At 38.8% G+C, this 17,292-nt stretch carries 14 protein-coding genes; 3 read left to right on the plus strand and 11 right to left on the minus strand.

Annotated elements, in window-relative coordinates:
- Positions 1 to 197 precede the first annotated feature (197 nt).
- The 10 genes from H4J62_RS13095 to H4J62_RS13140 all read right to left on the minus strand — a co-directional run bounded on the left by H4J62_RS13095 (position 198) and on the right by H4J62_RS13140 (position 11,097).
- Positions 198 to 1,004 carry an enoyl-CoA hydratase gene (locus tag H4J62_RS13095; protein ID WP_182216641.1) on the minus strand — a complete coding sequence of 269 codons (807 nt, stop codon included), beginning with the start codon at positions 1,002 to 1,004 and terminating at the stop codon, positions 198 to 200.
- On the minus strand, positions 1,004 to 1,474 hold the full coding sequence (locus H4J62_RS13100) for a PaaI family thioesterase (RefSeq protein ID WP_182216640.1): 471 nt from the start codon (positions 1,472 to 1,474) through the stop codon (positions 1,004 to 1,006). The genes H4J62_RS13095 and H4J62_RS13100 overlap by 1 nt, the downstream gene beginning before the upstream one ends.
- Before the next feature lie 14 nt (positions 1,475 to 1,488).
- On the minus strand, positions 1,489 to 2,739 hold the full coding sequence (locus H4J62_RS13105) for a phenylacetate--CoA ligase family protein (protein WP_182216638.1): 1,251 nt from the start codon (positions 2,737 to 2,739) through the stop codon (positions 1,489 to 1,491).
- Positions 2,740 to 2,788: 49 nt separating this feature from the next.
- The gene (locus tag H4J62_RS13110; RefSeq protein ID WP_182216636.1) at positions 2,789 to 3,610 is read right to left on the minus strand and encodes an ABC transporter ATP-binding protein; all 822 of its coding nucleotides are present in this window, start codon (positions 3,608 to 3,610) and stop codon (positions 2,789 to 2,791) included.
- Between the two features lie 84 nt (positions 3,611 to 3,694).
- A complete protein-coding gene (locus H4J62_RS13115) occupies positions 3,695 to 4,942 on the minus strand; it encodes an ABC transporter substrate-binding protein (protein WP_182216634.1) in 1,248 nt (415 codons plus the stop codon).
- A 123-nt stretch (positions 4,943 to 5,065) separates the two neighbouring features.
- Entirely contained in the window at positions 5,066 to 6,139 is a 1,074-nt protein-coding gene (locus H4J62_RS13120) for a branched-chain amino acid ABC transporter permease (protein ID WP_182216632.1), read from the minus strand.
- Between the two features lie 84 nt (positions 6,140 to 6,223).
- Positions 6,224 to 7,117 (minus strand): branched-chain amino acid ABC transporter permease, encoded by an 894-nt coding sequence (locus H4J62_RS13125; RefSeq protein ID WP_182216630.1) that lies wholly within the window; start codon positions 7,115 to 7,117, stop codon positions 6,224 to 6,226.
- Entirely contained in the window at positions 7,114 to 9,066 is a 1,953-nt protein-coding gene (locus H4J62_RS13130) for a long-chain fatty acid--CoA ligase (RefSeq protein ID WP_182216628.1), read from the minus strand. Before H4J62_RS13130 ends, H4J62_RS13125 begins: the two co-directional genes overlap by 4 nt.
- Entirely contained in the window at positions 9,066 to 9,869 is an 804-nt protein-coding gene (locus H4J62_RS13135; RefSeq protein WP_182216626.1) for an ABC transporter ATP-binding protein, read from the minus strand. The genes H4J62_RS13130 and H4J62_RS13135 overlap by 1 nt, the downstream gene beginning before the upstream one ends.
- 184 nt (positions 9,870 to 10,053) lie before the next feature.
- Complete coding sequence (locus tag H4J62_RS13140) at positions 10,054 to 11,097, minus strand: DcaP family trimeric outer membrane transporter (RefSeq protein WP_182216625.1); 1,044 nt, start codon at positions 11,095 to 11,097, stop codon at positions 10,054 to 10,056.
- Positions 11,098 to 11,366: 269 nt separating this feature from the next.
- Between H4J62_RS13140 and H4J62_RS13145 the strand changes: the two genes are divergently transcribed.
- Positions 11,367 to 14,843 carry a PAS-domain containing protein gene (locus H4J62_RS13145; RefSeq protein WP_182216623.1) on the plus strand — a complete coding sequence of 1,159 codons (3,477 nt, stop codon included), beginning with the start codon at positions 11,367 to 11,369 and terminating at the stop codon, positions 14,841 to 14,843.
- Here H4J62_RS13145 and H4J62_RS13150 read toward each other — a convergent pair.
- Complete coding sequence (locus tag H4J62_RS13150; RefSeq protein WP_182216621.1) at positions 14,816 to 15,472, minus strand: response regulator transcription factor; 657 nt, start codon at positions 15,470 to 15,472, stop codon at positions 14,816 to 14,818. The two genes, H4J62_RS13145 and H4J62_RS13150, sit on opposite strands and share 28 nt — an antisense overlap.
- Before the next feature lie 247 nt (positions 15,473 to 15,719).
- Here H4J62_RS13150 and H4J62_RS13155 point away from each other — a divergent pair, with 247 nt between their 5' ends.
- A complete protein-coding gene (locus tag H4J62_RS13155) occupies positions 15,720 to 16,067 on the plus strand; it encodes a DUF2946 domain-containing protein (RefSeq protein WP_182216620.1) in 348 nt (115 codons plus the stop codon).
- A 96-nt stretch (positions 16,068 to 16,163) separates the two neighbouring features.
- A complete protein-coding gene (locus H4J62_RS13160) occupies positions 16,164 to 17,288 on the plus strand; it encodes an efflux RND transporter periplasmic adaptor subunit (protein ID WP_182216618.1) in 1,125 nt (374 codons plus the stop codon).
- The last annotated feature ends 4 nt before the right edge of the window (positions 17,289 to 17,292 follow it).

The following is a 17,292-nucleotide window of genomic DNA, read 5'->3' on the forward strand; positions in this document are numbered from 1 at the left end:
ATCTCTTAAACAGAGTTGAGTGTAATTTAGAAAGTAGACATTGATAAACAGAAATAGGGCATTGATTGACGAACGTCATTCAATGCCCTATTCTTTAAATATCAAAGATTTAAATTATTAATATATTCAATTAATAATTTTGGAAAAAAACAACATAAAATATTAAGTGATTTCCTAATAAAGCTTACAAACTGGTTTCAAATCTCTCCCCATTTCGCTTCACGTTTATCAAAAAAAGCACAAACACCTTCCTCACATTCCTCTGAAAGCATCGCTGCAACCATGCTTGCGCCAGCATGAGCAAAAGCAGTTTCAATTGGCATTTCTAGTTGCTGATAAAAGGCTTCTTTACCCGCTTTTATACCGATGGCAGATTTACTGGCAATTTTTTGTGCCAGCTTTTCTGTTTCTTCCAATAGAAAATCAGTAGGTACTGCACGATTAATTAAACCAAAACGTACCGCGTCTGCTGCTGAAAAAAGATCGCCTGTTAACGCTAATTCCATAGCATGTTTGCGGTGAATATTTCTTCCAATGCCTACCAAAGGTGTACTACAAAAAGTACCGATATTAACGCCAGGGGTACAAAACTTAGCATTTTCACTGGCAATCGCTAAGTCACACATTGACACTAACTGACATCCAGCTGCTGTTGCAGTGGCTTGCACACAAGCAATAATTGCTTTGGGTGATTTTACTAATGACATCATCATGTCTGCACAACTATTTAAAACGTCGTTAACACGCTGTTCGCGCGTTAACGGGTCATCTAACGTTCTACCACTCATTTCTTTTAAGTCATGACCTGCCGAAAATACTTTACCAGAGCCGGTGATCACAATAACTTTTACTTCACGGTCATTGTTCGCTAAGGTTATTGACGATTTCAGTGCCGAGATCATGGCTGAAGAAAGTGGATTTCTTGCTTCAGGTCTATTTAATGTTAGCCATAGCACTCGACCTGACATCCGAGATAAAACATAGGGCTGTGCTGAGTTACTCATCACTTTACCACCATAGTTGCGGGCATTTTTACAGCGATCACCGTCCCTTTTGCACAAGTAACCCCCTTAGCTGAGACAGTAACTTCTACGATTATTTTTCGTTCTTTTACTTCAACAAATGTGCCTATTAGTTCAAGTTCAACCGCCTGAGGCGTTGGCGCTAGATAATTAATATTCAGCGCAGCAGTAACAAAACGTAGCGCAGGAGAGCTGCCCATTTCTCGATCTTCACACTGATACGCCATGGCAGAGGCACTTCCTGTGCCGTGACAATCAATTAATGACGCAATTAGACCACCATAAACAAAACCAGGGATCGCTGTGTGGTAAGGCTCAGGGGTAAAATGAGCAATTGTTTTCTCACCAGACCAATAACTTTTTAACTGATGCCCCTCGGGGTTATTGGTGCCACAACCATAACAATGACTTAAATCGTCTGGGTAACACGCTTGAAATGCTTTGCTGTTCATATTTATTCCTTAAATTAAGAGAGCGTTCTCAAATCATCAATAACTTTGCCATCATCTTTTAATTGCTTTAGTGGTAATAATTCCACATTACCTGATAATTTGGTAATAGACTTTAGGCTTAACGAAATAGCTAATACCAGCGCGGCTTCTTGCTCAATCGAATAGTTTTCATGGTTAATTTCACATTGTAAAAGCATACTGTCATTAAAGTTTTCACTGGTGATCAACAAACGAACCTTAGCAATTTCAGTATGGGCTTGGCGTACTCGTTCAATTTGAATAGGATGTACAAACATCCCTTTTATTTTAGCGGTTTGATCAGCACGACCTAACCAGCCTTTAATACGTTTATTGGTGCGACCACAGGCACTTACTCCTACTTTTATGGCTGATAAATCACCGGTTGCAAAACGAATTAGTGGGTAATCTTTATTAAAATTAGTGATGACCACTTCACCTACTTCACCATCAGGCAAGGGCTCTGTTGTGCCCGGCCTGACAATCTCAACAATAATATCTTCAGCAATAATTAACCCATCAGACTGCGCACTTTCATAAGCAATTAAACCCACATCTGCTGAGGCATAGGCTTGCAAAGTTTCAACCCCTCGTGCTTGTAATTCACCTCGCAAGCCCTCGGGTAAAGCCTCACCCGTTACTAAAGCTTTAGAGATACTAGAGATGTCTCTATTTTGTTGTTGAGCTTTATCTAATAATATTTTCAAGAATGAGGGTGTGCCGCAATAGCCTGAGGGCTTTAAATTTTCAATTATCTCAAGTTGCTGTTCCGTTTGTCCTGGCCCCGCGGGTATAACAGCACAACCACAAGCTTTCGCGCCCGAGTCCATAATAAAACCGCCCGGCGTAAGATGATAAGACAAGCAATTTTGTATACGGTCTCCTGCGCGAAAACCAGCCGCATAAAAGGCACGACCCATTCGCCACCAATCATTACCATCACCTTCTGGGTCGTTTATCGGCCCTGGTGATTGAAAAATTCGCCCAATATTAGCTGACTTAGCATCTAGACCCGCAAAAATAGGTTGTGCTTGTTGCAAAGCAATTAAGTCTGATTTATGCATTATCGGCAATGAAGCAAGTAAAGCTCTAGAGCTTATTTTTTCAAGGGTAATATCAGCCAGCTTATCTTGGTAATACGGGCATTGGCTTTGAGCAAACAGAAGTTGCGCGGGTAATTGCCCAAATAATGTGTTTTCTCGCTGCAGTTCACTTTGGTGTTCTTTGTCATCATAGAAGCTATTCATATCGTTGTTCATTCCTTAATATTATTTGCGGGTCTTATTATTGAAAAAATCACAACCAACGTTTACGACGCTTATAAGACTTAAGATTCTTAAAGCTTTTGCGGTTTTCATTACCACCGCCTAAGTAGAATTCTTTTACATCTTCATTATTTAGCAATTGATCTTGCGTGCCATCAAGCACTATTTTTCCTGACTCCATAATGTAGCCATAGTCTGCTGCTTTGATCGCGTAATTGGCATTTTGCTCAACCAGCAGCATAGTAATACCTTGGTCACGATTGATTTTTCCAATAATATCGAACACTTCTTTCACTAAAAGTGGTGACAAGCCCATGGAAGGTTCATCAAGACAGATCATTTTAGGGCGCGCCATTAATGCTCGACCTATCGCTAACATTTGTTGCTCTCCTCCTGACAAATAACCTGCTAATCCGGTACGTTCTTTTAAGCGAGGAAAATAGTTATAGACCATTTCGATATCTTGATTAATTTTTTTGTCATTGCGGGTATATGCGCCTAATTTTAGGTTTTCAAGTGACGTCATATCTTCAATAATACGTCGGCCTTCCATTACCTGAAATAGACCACTGCGCACTACGTCTTCAGCATTTTTACTGTCAATACGCTCCCCCATAAAGGTAATGTCGCCGCGAGTAACTTCACCTTTTTCACTTTTCAACAAACCTGAAATCGCTTTTAAAGTGGTCGATTTACCAGCACCATTTGGCCCCAATAAAGTGACGACATCCCCCTCAGGAACATCTAACGAAACTCCGCGTAAAACTTGAATGACGTCATCGTAAACAACTTCAATATTATTCACTGACAATAGCGGTTTAGCTGTTGCTATTTTAACTGCAGGTTGTGACATAAATACTCCGTAAAACTTCATAAAGACAGACGCTTAATTATTTCCTGCCTTTATGAGGCTAAAATAAATAAAAACTAATGAAAATTAGTAACCTAACCAATCATCACGACGATCTAAAGTAACCGACGTCACTTTTTCAATTTTTATATCACCGTCGTTATAATTACCTTTATAGATGTTTACTTGGTTAACGCCTCGGTGGTCTTCATTAGTCCAGTTAGCGGCTAAACAAACGCCCTCTAAACCTTTTGGAACCCAGTCAGTATTTGCGTACATACCCTTTTTAATATTTTCGCCGGTAATGCCGCCATTGTCTTTCGCCCACTCCATCGCTTCTTTCATAAAGTAAGCAGAGCAAACACCGCGCATATAGTGATGTGAACGTGATTCATTTCCTGATTCATCAGACATTTTTGAAATTTCGCGTACTAATTTCATACCTGGGACGTCGTCTGTCCAAAAAGGTGTCATGGTGGGGAAGATATAATCTTTAATACCTGGTCCTGCCGCTTGGAAAACTTGTTTATCGCCTCCCCAGATATTCGACATAAATTGAATATCTGTGCCTATGGTATTACATGATTTAATCAAGGATTGAACTGACCCCCCTAAGTTACCTATGTAACCATAATTAGATTCTGAGCTTTTTAAACTCAGACACTGTGCTTTAAAGTCACCGGGCTTCATTGAAACAACAACCGGTGGTTGCACATCAAAACCGAGCTCTATCGCATATTCTGCACAAGCGGCTTTGGGTGCATTAGGGTAAGGGTGATTAGCACCAATATGGGTAAATTTAGGTTTGCCTGAGCTACCTTTTGTTTTCCAATCTTGTGCTGCCCATTGCACTAATCCCCGACAAGCGTCTGAGTATGAGGCGCCATAGAAAAAATTATAAGGTGCTGGTTTTTTAGTCTCTGGGTTTTTGCCTGTTGGGTCAGTTAAATGCCCAGAGTAGGAAGCTGAAAAAACAGGGACTTTGTCTTTAGCAACAAAAGAAATTAACGCTTCGGTGTCAGCAGTACCCCAACCTTGCATCGCGACCATTTGTTTACGTGACTTCCACTTTTTATAATTAGAAATGGCTTGTGGCACTTTATAAGCATAATCAACAGTTTCAAATTCAAGCTTGGTCCCTTTTATGCCGCCATGCTCATTAATATAGGCTAATGAATCACGTACGCCGTCAGCATATACTTTACCTACAAAAGCGGTTGGTCCAGACATATCAGCCAAATGCCCCACAAATACTGAATCTTCTGACATTGCTTGTCCACTTGATCCTAATACCGCACACGTAATAATTGAACGCACTAATAGTTTTTTCTGCATGGTAATAATCCTTTTGTAATGTGATTGGCTAATACAATTACTGTAGTTGCCATTATTATTTTTTAGTTTATTGAGCCAGCAAGTAAATCTCACTGGCTTTTTATTCTCCCTGATACTTAAGCTTTAATAAGCAAAAGGGTAAAATTTCCAGTAATTTTTAATTTGAGCCCAGCGATGCGCTAAACCTTCAGGCTCGAAGATTAAGAACAAGATAATCACTAAACCAATGGCCATTTCTTTAATGAAAGCTAAACCATCAATCACCATAGGAATATTTCCCCAAGTGGTTTCTTTCATCATGCCAACCCCACCAGCAAGAAATTCAGGTAATAACACCATAAAAATCACCCCCATCATGGTGCCTTTCACTGAACCTAAGCCGCCGATAATAATCATCGCTAAAAATTGAATGGAAAGAAAAATAGTGAAGCCTTCAGCCGACACATAACCTAAATAGTGCGCATATAACGCACCACCAATACCCGCATAAAAAGACGATATACCAAATGACAACAAACGATATTTATTTAATTTAACGCCCATTATTTCAGCTGATAAATAATGGTCGCGTACCGCAACAAAAGCTCGACCATCTCGACTTCTTATTAAATTACAGCCCCAAATAAACATAAAGACAAAAGCAAATAAAGCGATGTAGTAAAAGCTTTGGTCTGTATCAAAAGCGTAACCAAATAAATTAACAGGCTCTGCCATTGAACCTGAAGACCCTCCAGAAAACCAATCAGCTCGAGCAAAGAAATCTTGAAGAATAAACTGAGCAGACAGCGTTGCTATCGCAAGATATAAACCTTTAATTCTTGCTGCAGGCATACCAAACATCATGCCCACAGCCATCGTTAAAAACCCAGCTAAAGGTATACAGAGAAACACGGGGATCTCCATTGACATATTTAGCCAGGCTGATGCAAATGCACCAAAACCAAAGAACGCACCATGGCCTAAAGATATTTGCCCGGTATAACCAACCAAAATATTTAGTCCGAGTGCTGCAATGCCTAAGTACGACATTTGAATCAGTAAACTTAGAATATAACCATCAAAAAATAGCGGTACTGTAATTAAAAACGCGACAGCGATAATTGCCATAATTCTAATGTTTTTTGTTTCGAAAATAGTATTATCTTGTTTATAACTAGTGCGAAAATCTCCGCACGGGCGCATCGTTAAACTCGACATAATTTACTCCTTAAACTGGTTTGCTAAATGAGTGTTCTATTTAACTGCTAGCAACAACTCATTAATGAATAATCCTATCAATGGCTATATGCGTTCAATATCTTTTGTGCCGAATAAACCGTAAGGTTTAAACCACAAGATAATTAACAACACATAAAAAGGAGCGATGTCGTACATGTTGCCAATATGGAAGTATTGACTGTCAAAGAACTCAGCAACATTTTCTAAAACACCAATAAACAATCCACCAACGATGGCACCAACAATAGAGTCAAGCCCACCAAGAATTACCGCTGGAAAAACCTTAATACCCATAATAGATAACGAATCTGAAACACCGTTGACTAAGCCAATAACAATACCGGCAGTTGCTGACACCGTAGCAGCAATTCCCCAGCTCATCGCAAAGACGCTTTTTACCGATATACCCAAACTTTGAGCTACTTGTTGATCAAAGGCAGTCGCTCGCATCGCTAAACCATGTTTTGAATATTTGAAGAAAAAGAAGAAAGCCAACATCACAAATAAAGCAATACCGGTACTCAGCAAATAAGCCACTTCAACATTTAAACCAAATATTTCGATACTTTGCTTTTCAAAGACCTGTGGGTAACTTTGTGGGTTTAAGCCAAAAATCCACTTCATTAACGCTTGAAAGAACATGGACAAACCTATCGTGATCATAATGACTGAGATAATGGGCTCGCCGATCATCGGTCTAAGCACAATCATTTGCAGCAACACACCAAAACCTGCCATAAAAAATAACGTTAAGAAGAACCCAACGATAAAGGGCAGTTCCATGTAAATTAAGAATGCCCAACACACCCAAGCACCAATCAGTAAAAATTCACCTTGAGCAAAGTTAACTATTTGTGTTGATTTATAAACCAGCACAAAACACATCGCGACAACGCCATATAACAAACCGACAATCAGGCCATTAGTAATTAACTGAAATAGAAGTTCAAAATTCATGATGCTTTCCTCTGTTCATGTGCAGATGGGGCGCAGACATTGTTTTTATTAGATAATGTTGCGACCTTTAATTGAGTTTGGATACGCGTTTTACCGCCATCTTGGAAGGTGATCACCGTATCAACATCAACATATTCTTGGTCATCATAGATAGAGCTAATGATGTCGCCATACTTGTCAGCAATGACTGAACGCCTAACTTTTCGAGTACGTGTTAACTCGCCATCGTCTGCATCAAGTTCTTTGTAAAGTAATAAGAATTTATTGATTTTTTGTGCATCGGGTAGTGTCTCATTAACCTTTGAAACTTCTTCAGTTAGCTTTTGATAAACTTCCGGTAACGCAGACAAACTGGTGTAGTTGGTAAAGGATAAACCTTGTTGCTCAGCCCACTTAGAAACGATACTAAAACGTATACAAATCATCGCCGACAGGTAAGGTTTATCTTTACCCAAAATAACCGCTTCGCCAATAAAAGATGAGAATTTCAATTTGTTTTCAATATATTGCGGAGAGTATTGGTCGCCATTACTGGTTTTGGCTAAATCTTTAATACGGTCAATAATAACCAGGTGGCCTGATGGTTTAAAATAGCCAGCATCACCCGTGTGCATCCAACCATCTTTTACGTCATCGTCGTATGCTTTTTGATTATCAATGTACCCCGTAAACATACCAATTGTTTTGCCAAGGACTTCGCCAATACCTTGAGTATCTTCATTAATTATTTTTACATCGGCGCAATCAAAAGCAACACCGACGCTGTCATAATCAATGTCATTTTCTTGATGTACCGTATAAGCACCACACAATTCAGTTTGTCCATAAAGTTGACGAAGCGGCACCCCAATCGTTTGGAAAAATCTAAAGGTATCAGGTCCCATAGCAGCGCCACCTGTTGCGGCAGATTTTAAGAAGGTAAAACCTAAACGATCACGGAGTGCTTTCATTAATAGTACGTCAGCCAACCAAGACTTTTCTCCTTTTGCTTGCGCGCTTTCGGCTAACTTCATCGCGTAATTAAAGATTTTTTGTTTTAGCGGTGTAGAGTCCATCATTCTTGAAGTCACGTCCGCTAAAATACCTTCCCAAACTCTAGGCGCCAGTAAAACAAAGCTTGGGCCTATTTCGCGAAGGTCTGCCATTAATGTTTCTTGCTGCTCAACAAAGTTAACAATTTGGCGAGCAATTAATGCCTGACCTACCGCATAAACCTGCTCCATGATCCAAGGTAAAGGCAGTACTGAAACATAGTTATCACCAGGCTGACGAGGGTCAGCACGTAAATACGATGAACAATGTTTGACAAAATTACCACCCGCCAACAAAGCAATTTTAGGCTTAGACGTAGTACCAGAAGTTGTGCAATAAATCGCGGTGTTTTCAGCTTTCGTGGCGTTAACGAGTGCTTCATATTTATCCGGTGATGCTTGGTCTATTGTCTGACCTTGTTTGTAGATGTCTTCAATACTGACTAACCGAGGATCATTATATTTACGCATACCTCGCGGATCACAATAAACAATGCATTTCACATCAGGTATGCCATCACCAAGCTCTAAAAGCTTATCGCATTGCTCTTCATCTTCAGCGATAACAACGGTCGCATTACTTTTATTGAGCAGATAAATTACTTCTTCATGAAGCGAGTCTTGGAAAATACCAATGGAATAACAACTCATTGCGTGTGCAGCGATTTCACCCCAAACCCATTCAGGGCGGTTGTCACCCAGCAAAGCAATCGCGTCACCGGCTTTAATACCACGTTCACCCAAAGCGATCGCTAACCACTTCACACGATTTTGGTAATCAACCCAACTAAATTCATTCCAGATCCCAAACTCTTTTTCTCGCATGGCGATATCATTGGGCCAATTTTTTGCATTTTCTCGAAGTATCTTTGGGAAAGTATCGAGTGCACCCATATCAAAATCATTGGTTATACTCATTATCCAACTCCTTGCAAGTCTTCGAGTTCATCATCTTCAACGCCTAAATAAGCACGTTTTACATGTTCGTTCGCCATCACTTCTTCGGGTAAACCGCACATCAATTTTTTACCAAAGTCGAGTACCATCACTTCATGTGAAATATCCATAACCACACCCATGTCGTGCTCTATCATCACAACTGTAATGCCAAACTCTTCGTTAAGATCTAAGATATAGCGCGCCATATCTTCTTTCTCTTCTAAGTTCATGCCCGCCATAGGCTCATCAAGTAAAATGAGTTGCGGGTTCAGCGCCATCGCTCGAGCAAGTTCTACCCGTTTTCTAAGGCCATAAGATAAAGTGCCCGCGACTGATTTTCTGATATGTGATATTTCTAAAAAATCAATAATCTCTTCAACATAACGTCGATGTTCTAGTTCTTCTTTTTGTGCTTTAGATGCCCAATAAAGAGGGCCCGTGATCCAGTTATTTTTCAACAAATGATGGCGACCCACCATAATATTGTCTAACACAGACATATGCCCAAATAAGGCTAAATTTTGAAAAGTACGTCCCATACCTAAATCAGCACGGTCATTAGGACGTAAGTGAGTAACTTCTTGATTATTTAAAGCAATAGAACCACTGTTTGGACGGTAGCGCCCTGAGATACAATTTAGCATTGAGGTTTTACCCGCCCCATTTGGGCCGATAATAGAAAAGATAGCGCCTCGTGAAACTTCGAAGCTGACATCAGTAAGTGCTTTAACACCACCGAAAGCTAACGATATTTGATCAATTTTGAGTATTGGTTCAGACATACTCACACTCCTGATAGATAATTTTTGTCTTTAGCCGTTTTTTCAAAAATAATGAAAGAGTAACCACTAAAATAAAAGGTGATCTGGTATTTAGCACTGAGCAAAATAAAGATCCTATTTTCAATAGACTTGCGTAAAACTAGCTAACCGCTTCATAACGAGTTAGCTATAACGTTATTACTTTTTACAAGGTGTATTTGAATGATAACTGCAGGTAGTCTGAGTCTTTATTGATTTCGTCCATAGAGAAGTTTCCAACTTCAACACCTACCGCTAATTCCTTAGTGAAATTGGTGAATAAGTTAACACTCCATTGGCTACGTTCAGCACCAGACACATCAGCTTCAGCATACCCATACATTGCTGTTGAACGTAAACTTTCATCCCAAAAATGACGGTAAGCCACAAGATAAGAAGTCGTATCTTCTATCTTGTCATTATTTAGATCTGGCGCAAACGCTAAACCGACATAACGCCCAAGTTCACCTTTGTGAACTTGAAAGCGTAAATCATCTTTACCAACCGTTTTAATACGACCGGCAATTGATACGCCAAAAGCACTTTCTGAGTTACCTAAAGAGGTTGTTAAGCTACGTGCCAAACCTGAAAAAGAGACGTTACCCCAATCACCTTTTAGGTTATATCGGGCAACAACATCAGGTTTATCATCTTGTGAAGCATCGCCCCCCCACGACTCAGGGTTTTCTATAGAAACTTGAAAGTTACCTTGGGTATAACGTATTTGGGTTTGACGAACGAAAACTATACCAATGGTGGCACCAGCAAAATCAGCGGTTTCGGCCAAAGCACTCGTATTCATGAACGTTGACCATGTTTGACCCGCTAATACGTTTTTATAACTGATAAAAGCATGACGAAGACGATTATGAGAAGAGTTTGACCAACGTTGATCACCCCCGCCCCCTAAAAAGTCCATTTCAAGAAAGCCCGTGACATCACCATGTGAATATTTAAGATTAAAGCGAGATTCATTAGCATTCATTTTAAATTGAGATTGACTATCGGTAAGCGGCGCTCCAGCTCCAACCCAAAAGTCTCGATACGCAACATCACCATCAACATAGCGAGCATCAACTTTAATATAGCCACCCAGAGTAACTTTATCAGTATCTGTTAGTTTAAATTCATAAGCTGCATTTGCTGAACCTGCAGCCAATGAACCCAATAAGGTGGCGAGTAATAGTTTTTTATTCTTCTGAATTTTCATTGACCAATTCCCCAAGTAATTTTTATAAGTGTTATGTGTCTGAAACAAATATCACTAAAAAAACAGCGAGTCACAATTGGCAATAAGTATTAACTCTAAAGTTGTAATACTTTAGTATTAAGTCTTTGGTATTAGTATCTTAGCTTTAATTGATTTACTGTGGAATTAGTTAAATAAAAGTCGGAATCAATTGATTTACCGTGAATAATTTGTAAATCTGCAAGCTCATCAAAATAAGATGACTTCTGAAGAATTAATGAGATTGATGTATGTTTCCAAATTGGCAATTAGTGATCACAAGTGTTGGTTATATTGGCTTACTTTTTATTATTGCCTTTTTAGGGGATCGTTATCGGCATAAAATAGCAACGAAATATCACACGATTGTTTATGCGCTATCGCTTGGGGTTTATTGTACATCTTGGGGTTTTTTGGGGACTGCAGGACAAACCGCTAATTATTCGTTTTCTTATCTTTCTGTTTATCTCGCCCCGATTTTATTATTCTTATTTGCTTGGCCCTTTATTCAACGGATGATTAAAGTCAGCTTACAATTAAATATCACGTCAATTGCTGATTTACTCGCTTCTCGATTTGGAAAATCACAACGTTTAGCCGTACTTGTCACGTTTGTTACCTTAATTGGCACCATACCTTATATCGCCTTACAGCTAAAAGCGATTGTGCATTCCTATACCATATTGCAAGAAGATCAATATTTATCTTTATGGCAACTTGGCTTAATTGTTAGCTTAATTTTAGCGGGCTTCACTATTATTTTTGGTATTAGAGCAATTGATGTTACTGAGCGTCACCCTGGGGTGATGATGGCAATAGCTTTCGAGTCTATTATTAAGCTGGTTGCTTTTTTATCAATTGGCCTTTTTGTTTCGTTTTACCTCTATGACTCACCGATTACCATTTGGACACTAGCCACAGAAAACGTTGAGCCAGCCCATCACTTTACGCTTTCAAAGTTTGTTTCTATGCTAGGTCTACTCGTTATTGGTCTGTCTGCTTTTTTATGTTTTCCAAGACAATTTCAAGTAATGGTCGTTGAACTTAAAGAGCAAGCTCATACTAAACTCAGCCGCTGGCTATTTCCTAGTTACGTAGCTATTTTTGCACTCTTTGCTATTCCAATTGGCTTATCCGGAAGATTGCTCTACGGAGACTCTCTTGATGCAGAAGCTTACGTATTATTTTTACCTGCTTATCAAGGTCAATTATGGTTGACATTATTTTCATTCCTTGGCGCGGTTTCAGCAGCCAGTTCTATGGTTATTATTTCGACCATAGCCTTAAGCACTATGCTCAGTAATGAAGTTGTTTTCCCTTTATTATTCAAACACTCGAACATTCAGCAAACTGACTTTAAAAAGTTCAAAGATAAATTACTAATGATACGTAAAGCATTGGTCTTATTTATTATCTTACTTTGCTACGGTATGTTTGTTGCTGCACCTCCTGGTACTTTAGCCTCCTTAGGCGAAGTATCTTTTGGTGCAATTGCACAAATAGGCCCACCACTTTTTGCCACGTTTTATTGGCGAAAAGTGAGTTTGCAGGCAGTATTATTCGCAATAACATCAGGGTTTATGATTTGGTTTTTCCTCAACCTATTACCCCAATTAGGCTTTTATGCTCATCCCTTTGCTGATGCGTCAATATCGAGTACCACCTTAGCCACGTTATTAGGGTTAACCATTAATGTAATTGTACTGATACTGGTCTCTAAAATTAGCCGAGCGACTATCCAAGAGCAATCTCAGATTGAACACTTTATTGAACGACCAAACATCAATGAGAGGCTTCATTTTAGCCATGGAAAAATAAACCAAAAAGAGTTGGCTTTGTTGTTAACAAGGTTTGTCGGTAGTGAAAAGTCTGCGCAGTGTTTTACTGAATTTAATAAAAAATATGATCCACTTAAAACAAATAAACAAATATATAACGAAGCACTAATTTTTCATATTGAAAATACCCTAGCTAAAGTTATGGGCTCAGCTTCAGCGCGCCTAGTGATCTCTTTTGCCATTACCGGTAAAGATATGGCTTTGGATGAAGTGGCAAAAATTGTTGAGGGTGCGTCAAGCCACCGTATTGAATTTAGTCGTAGCGTGTTATCGAGTGCGATAGAAAATACCAACGAAGGTATCTCCGTTATTGATAGCAAATTGAATATGGTCGCTTGGAATAAACCTTATCTAGCACTATTTAATTACCCTGAAGAGCTTATTTATATCGGTAGCCCTATCAAAGATCTAATTTACTTTAATCTTAAAAGTCGCCCTGAATACGCCCATTCGTTAAATCAGCAAGTTGAAAAGCGCTTACAGTTTTTTAGAGAAGGCAGTAAACACAGCGTTGAAAGAATACAACCCAATGGCAACATCATTCGTATTGAAGGAAACCCAATACCTGATGGTGGCTTTGTGATGATATTTACTGACATCACTGTTTATAAAAAAGCAGAGCAGTTACTTAAAGAGGAAAATCTTGATTTAGAAAGTTTAGTCTTAGAGCGAACCAAGAAATTAGAAGATGCTTATAAAAAATTGGAACAAGGAAATAAAGAACTTGCCATTGCAAGACAAAAAGCTGAACAAGCACATTTAAAAAAAAGCCAGTATCTTAAGGCTTGCAGCCATGATTTGATGCAACCTTTATCTGCGGCACGACTTTTTTCATCAACCTTAGCAATGAGTTCTCATTTAAGTAAAGAAGAAAAAGAAAGCGTGAACTATATCGATAACTCACTAAAAACAGCCAATAATCTCTTAAAGGATCTTAACGAAATAACCCGAATAGAAAGTGGCAATATTGTTCCTAATATAAACCACCTTTCACTTAATGATGTCTTTACGAGTATTGCTAGTGAGTTTTCACCCTTGGCTAAAAAACAAAGTATTGAGTTTCATTGGGTGCAAACGTCCTTGTGGATTAATAGTGATTCAAAATTATTACGAAGAGTTTTACAAAATTTATTATCTAATGCTTTTCGTTACGCGAGCCCTGGAAAAGTACTATTGGGCTGTAGACGAAAGGGAAAAAACATCATTATTCAAGTTATTGATAATGGGCCAGGTATTCCCTATAAGCAGCAGAAAACTGTTTTTGAACAATTTACTCAACTCGAAAGTAACCAGCATGTTGGTGTAAAAGGTTTAGGTTTAGGCCTTAATATTGCTCAAAGTTTAACTCAACTTTTATCGTCTCGCGTGCAGTTAAATTCTCAGCCCGAGCATGGCTGTAATTTCAGTTTATCATTTCCCATTGCTTCAGCAATAAAACAGCGTAATGCCAAAAAATCGCCTATTAAGCAAGTGTCATTAGAAGATGTCAATGTGTTATGTATTGATAATGATCCAGATGTGCTTAAGGGAATGAATAAATTATTGAGTGCTTGGAGATGCAATGTTTTTTGTGCAAAGAACACCAGAGAAGCTACTGTTATTTTTAAAAGATATCAAAGCAGTATTGACATTGTTTTGGTCGATTACCAATTAGATAATAATGAAGACGGTATTAGTTTGTTTAAGCAATTACAAAAAATAAAAAACTATCCGCTGCCCGCCATTTTAATTACAGCTACCACCGATAGTGATGTTTTAGAAAAAAGCCAAGCAGCAGGAATGAGTTACTTAAGAAAATTAATAAAACCTATTGCCTTAAGAGCCTTAATGAGTTCGCTTCTAACCAAGGCATTACAACAAAATTATTCTAATGATGCTGAAAATGACTGATGATTATTCTGATTGAGCATAATGACTGCTTGAGTCCGGCTTTTCACACCCAATTTCAAAAAAATTGAACTGGCATGCGATTTTACTGTAGCTTCTGAAAGTGAAAGCTGTGCAGCAATTTGTTTATTGAGTAAACCATCAGAAAACATTTTCAAGATACGGTTTTGTTGGTTGGTTAAACTGGCGATTTTCTTACCTATTTCTGAAATAGGTAAATTATTTTTATTTTCTTCAAGGTTTGGCGTCCAAAGACCTCCTGCCAAGATTATTTCCAGTGCTGCAAGCATTTGTGGTACATCAGTTGATTTAGGGATAAAACCAACCGCGCCGTGATCAATAGCTTTAGTAATAATATCTTTTTCTTCATAACCAGAGACTACTACCACAGCCATTTGAGGATAACGTTCACGCATAGTAATTAACGTATTAAAGCCTTGGGCTCCAGGTATATTAAGATCGAGTAATAATAAGCCAACGTCTTGATGTTCTGCTAAGGATCGCTCTAAATCATGAACATCTTCTGCTTCAAGTACATCAATATCGCTAAAATGAGCTGAAATCATCAACGTTAATGCTTGACGAAAAAGGGGATGGTCGTCAGCTATTATTATTTTTTCTGACTGGAACATAAAAATACCTCAAACAAAGTTGCTTACATTCTAACCCAATAAAAATTGTAACTCCAAAGGATACTGCGCAATAATATTTCTATTTATGCTTTTATTTTAAAATAGCCCTATTGCCGCTAAATATTGATACCTTGGTATAATAAAACCTGATTGAACACCTCCCAGCCATTCGCTAATTATTGACTAAGAATATAATTTAGCTTAGCATCCGCCAGTCTCTGTTTGTAAATTGAAGAATGCAGTAAAAATGAAAAACATTTGGCTTGGCTTTTTAATAGTACTATCGATTGCCTTGCAATCGTTTGTTGCTGTGGCTAATTCAGACAATAATCATCAGCTTGACGCTCAACATTTACAAACTGAACATTCTCATGAAGTTGACAATCAAGCGCGACTCAATGCAACCTCTGATACTGAGCATAACGTCAAAGACTGTCATCATTGTGGGCACTGTCAAGGTTCACACAGCCAATGGTTTTTAACAAAAAAATCAACTTCGACTGTCACTAAGCTATTAATTCCCAATCAATATTTTTATCTTATCGATATCAACATCAACTTTATAGAACAACTTATACGCCCCCCCATCGCTTAATTTAATTTTATAACAATTTTTCGCAACAAGTTTACTTAACACTAAATATTGAATTTAGTGTTGTTGCAACGTTTACCTTTAAATTAAGAGATAACAATGATCAACACCAATAAAAAGCCAAAGCCACTAAACCTACTGAGTGTTTTATTTTATGGTTTAACCACCTTAGCTATTCCTGCTCTTGCTGTCGAAATAACCGAAGACACGCACAAAGCAGGGGTTAGCTTTACCACGGCACAATTAACACTAGCAAATATTAAAGTATCGATGCTAACACCCAAGATTTTTGCACGACGTGTTTATGCCCCAGGAGAAATAAAAGCGAATGGTTACACCAGTTATATCGTCTCACCACGCACAGAGTCAGTGGTCATAAGTCGTCATGCGACCTTAGGTGAACATGTTGAAAAAGACCAACCATTAGTCACGTTATTTAGTGAATCTGTTGCTGCAGCACAAGCTAATTATCGGGTAACGTATAGTGAATGGCAACGGGCAAAAAAATTAACTAAGGGTACGTTAAGCGAGAGTCTTTTACTAAAAAGTGAAACTGATTACATCGCCGCTTTTAGCCGTTTGACCGCATTTGGGCTAACAAAAAACGCTATTGAAGATATTGTTAAAAACAATTCATCAAACTTAGGTGAATATACTTTAGTAGCGCAGCGCGCAGGAGCGGTATTAAGTGATGATTTTTCACAAGGACAGCGAGTCACACCCGGTGAACAAATTATGATTTTGGCTAACGAAGAAAGCTTATGGGTAGAGGCGCGTGTTTCACCCAACAAAAAACTAAACTTACCCGCGGGGACAAGGGCTGAAATAGAGTTTGCTGGCCAAACTTATCATGCCTTGGTTATTCAAGAAGCCCATACAATCGACCCAACAACCCGTACTAGAATTGTTAGGCTGTCTGTTGAAAATAAAGATGATTCATTACACTCAGGGATGTTTGTAGATGTTAACTTTCAATTTGACACGCAAACTGCCGTAATCGCAGTGCCCGAAACAGCGTTAATGCGTGGGGCTGATGGCGATTGGACTGTCTTTGTTGAAGACCATCCGGGTGAATTTGAGGCTGTTGAAGTTGAATTAGGTCAGCCTTTAGGCAATTACCGTCAAATCATCGGTATTGCCGCCAACACAAGAGTGGTTACCCAAGGTGCCTTTTTTGTGGCTTCAGAAATAGCGAAAAGTGGATTTGATCCACACGGCCACTAATGAG

This window comes from Colwellia sp. BRX8-5, from assembly GCF_014077325.1.
Lineage (GTDB): Bacteria > Pseudomonadota > Gammaproteobacteria > Enterobacterales > Alteromonadaceae > Colwellia_A.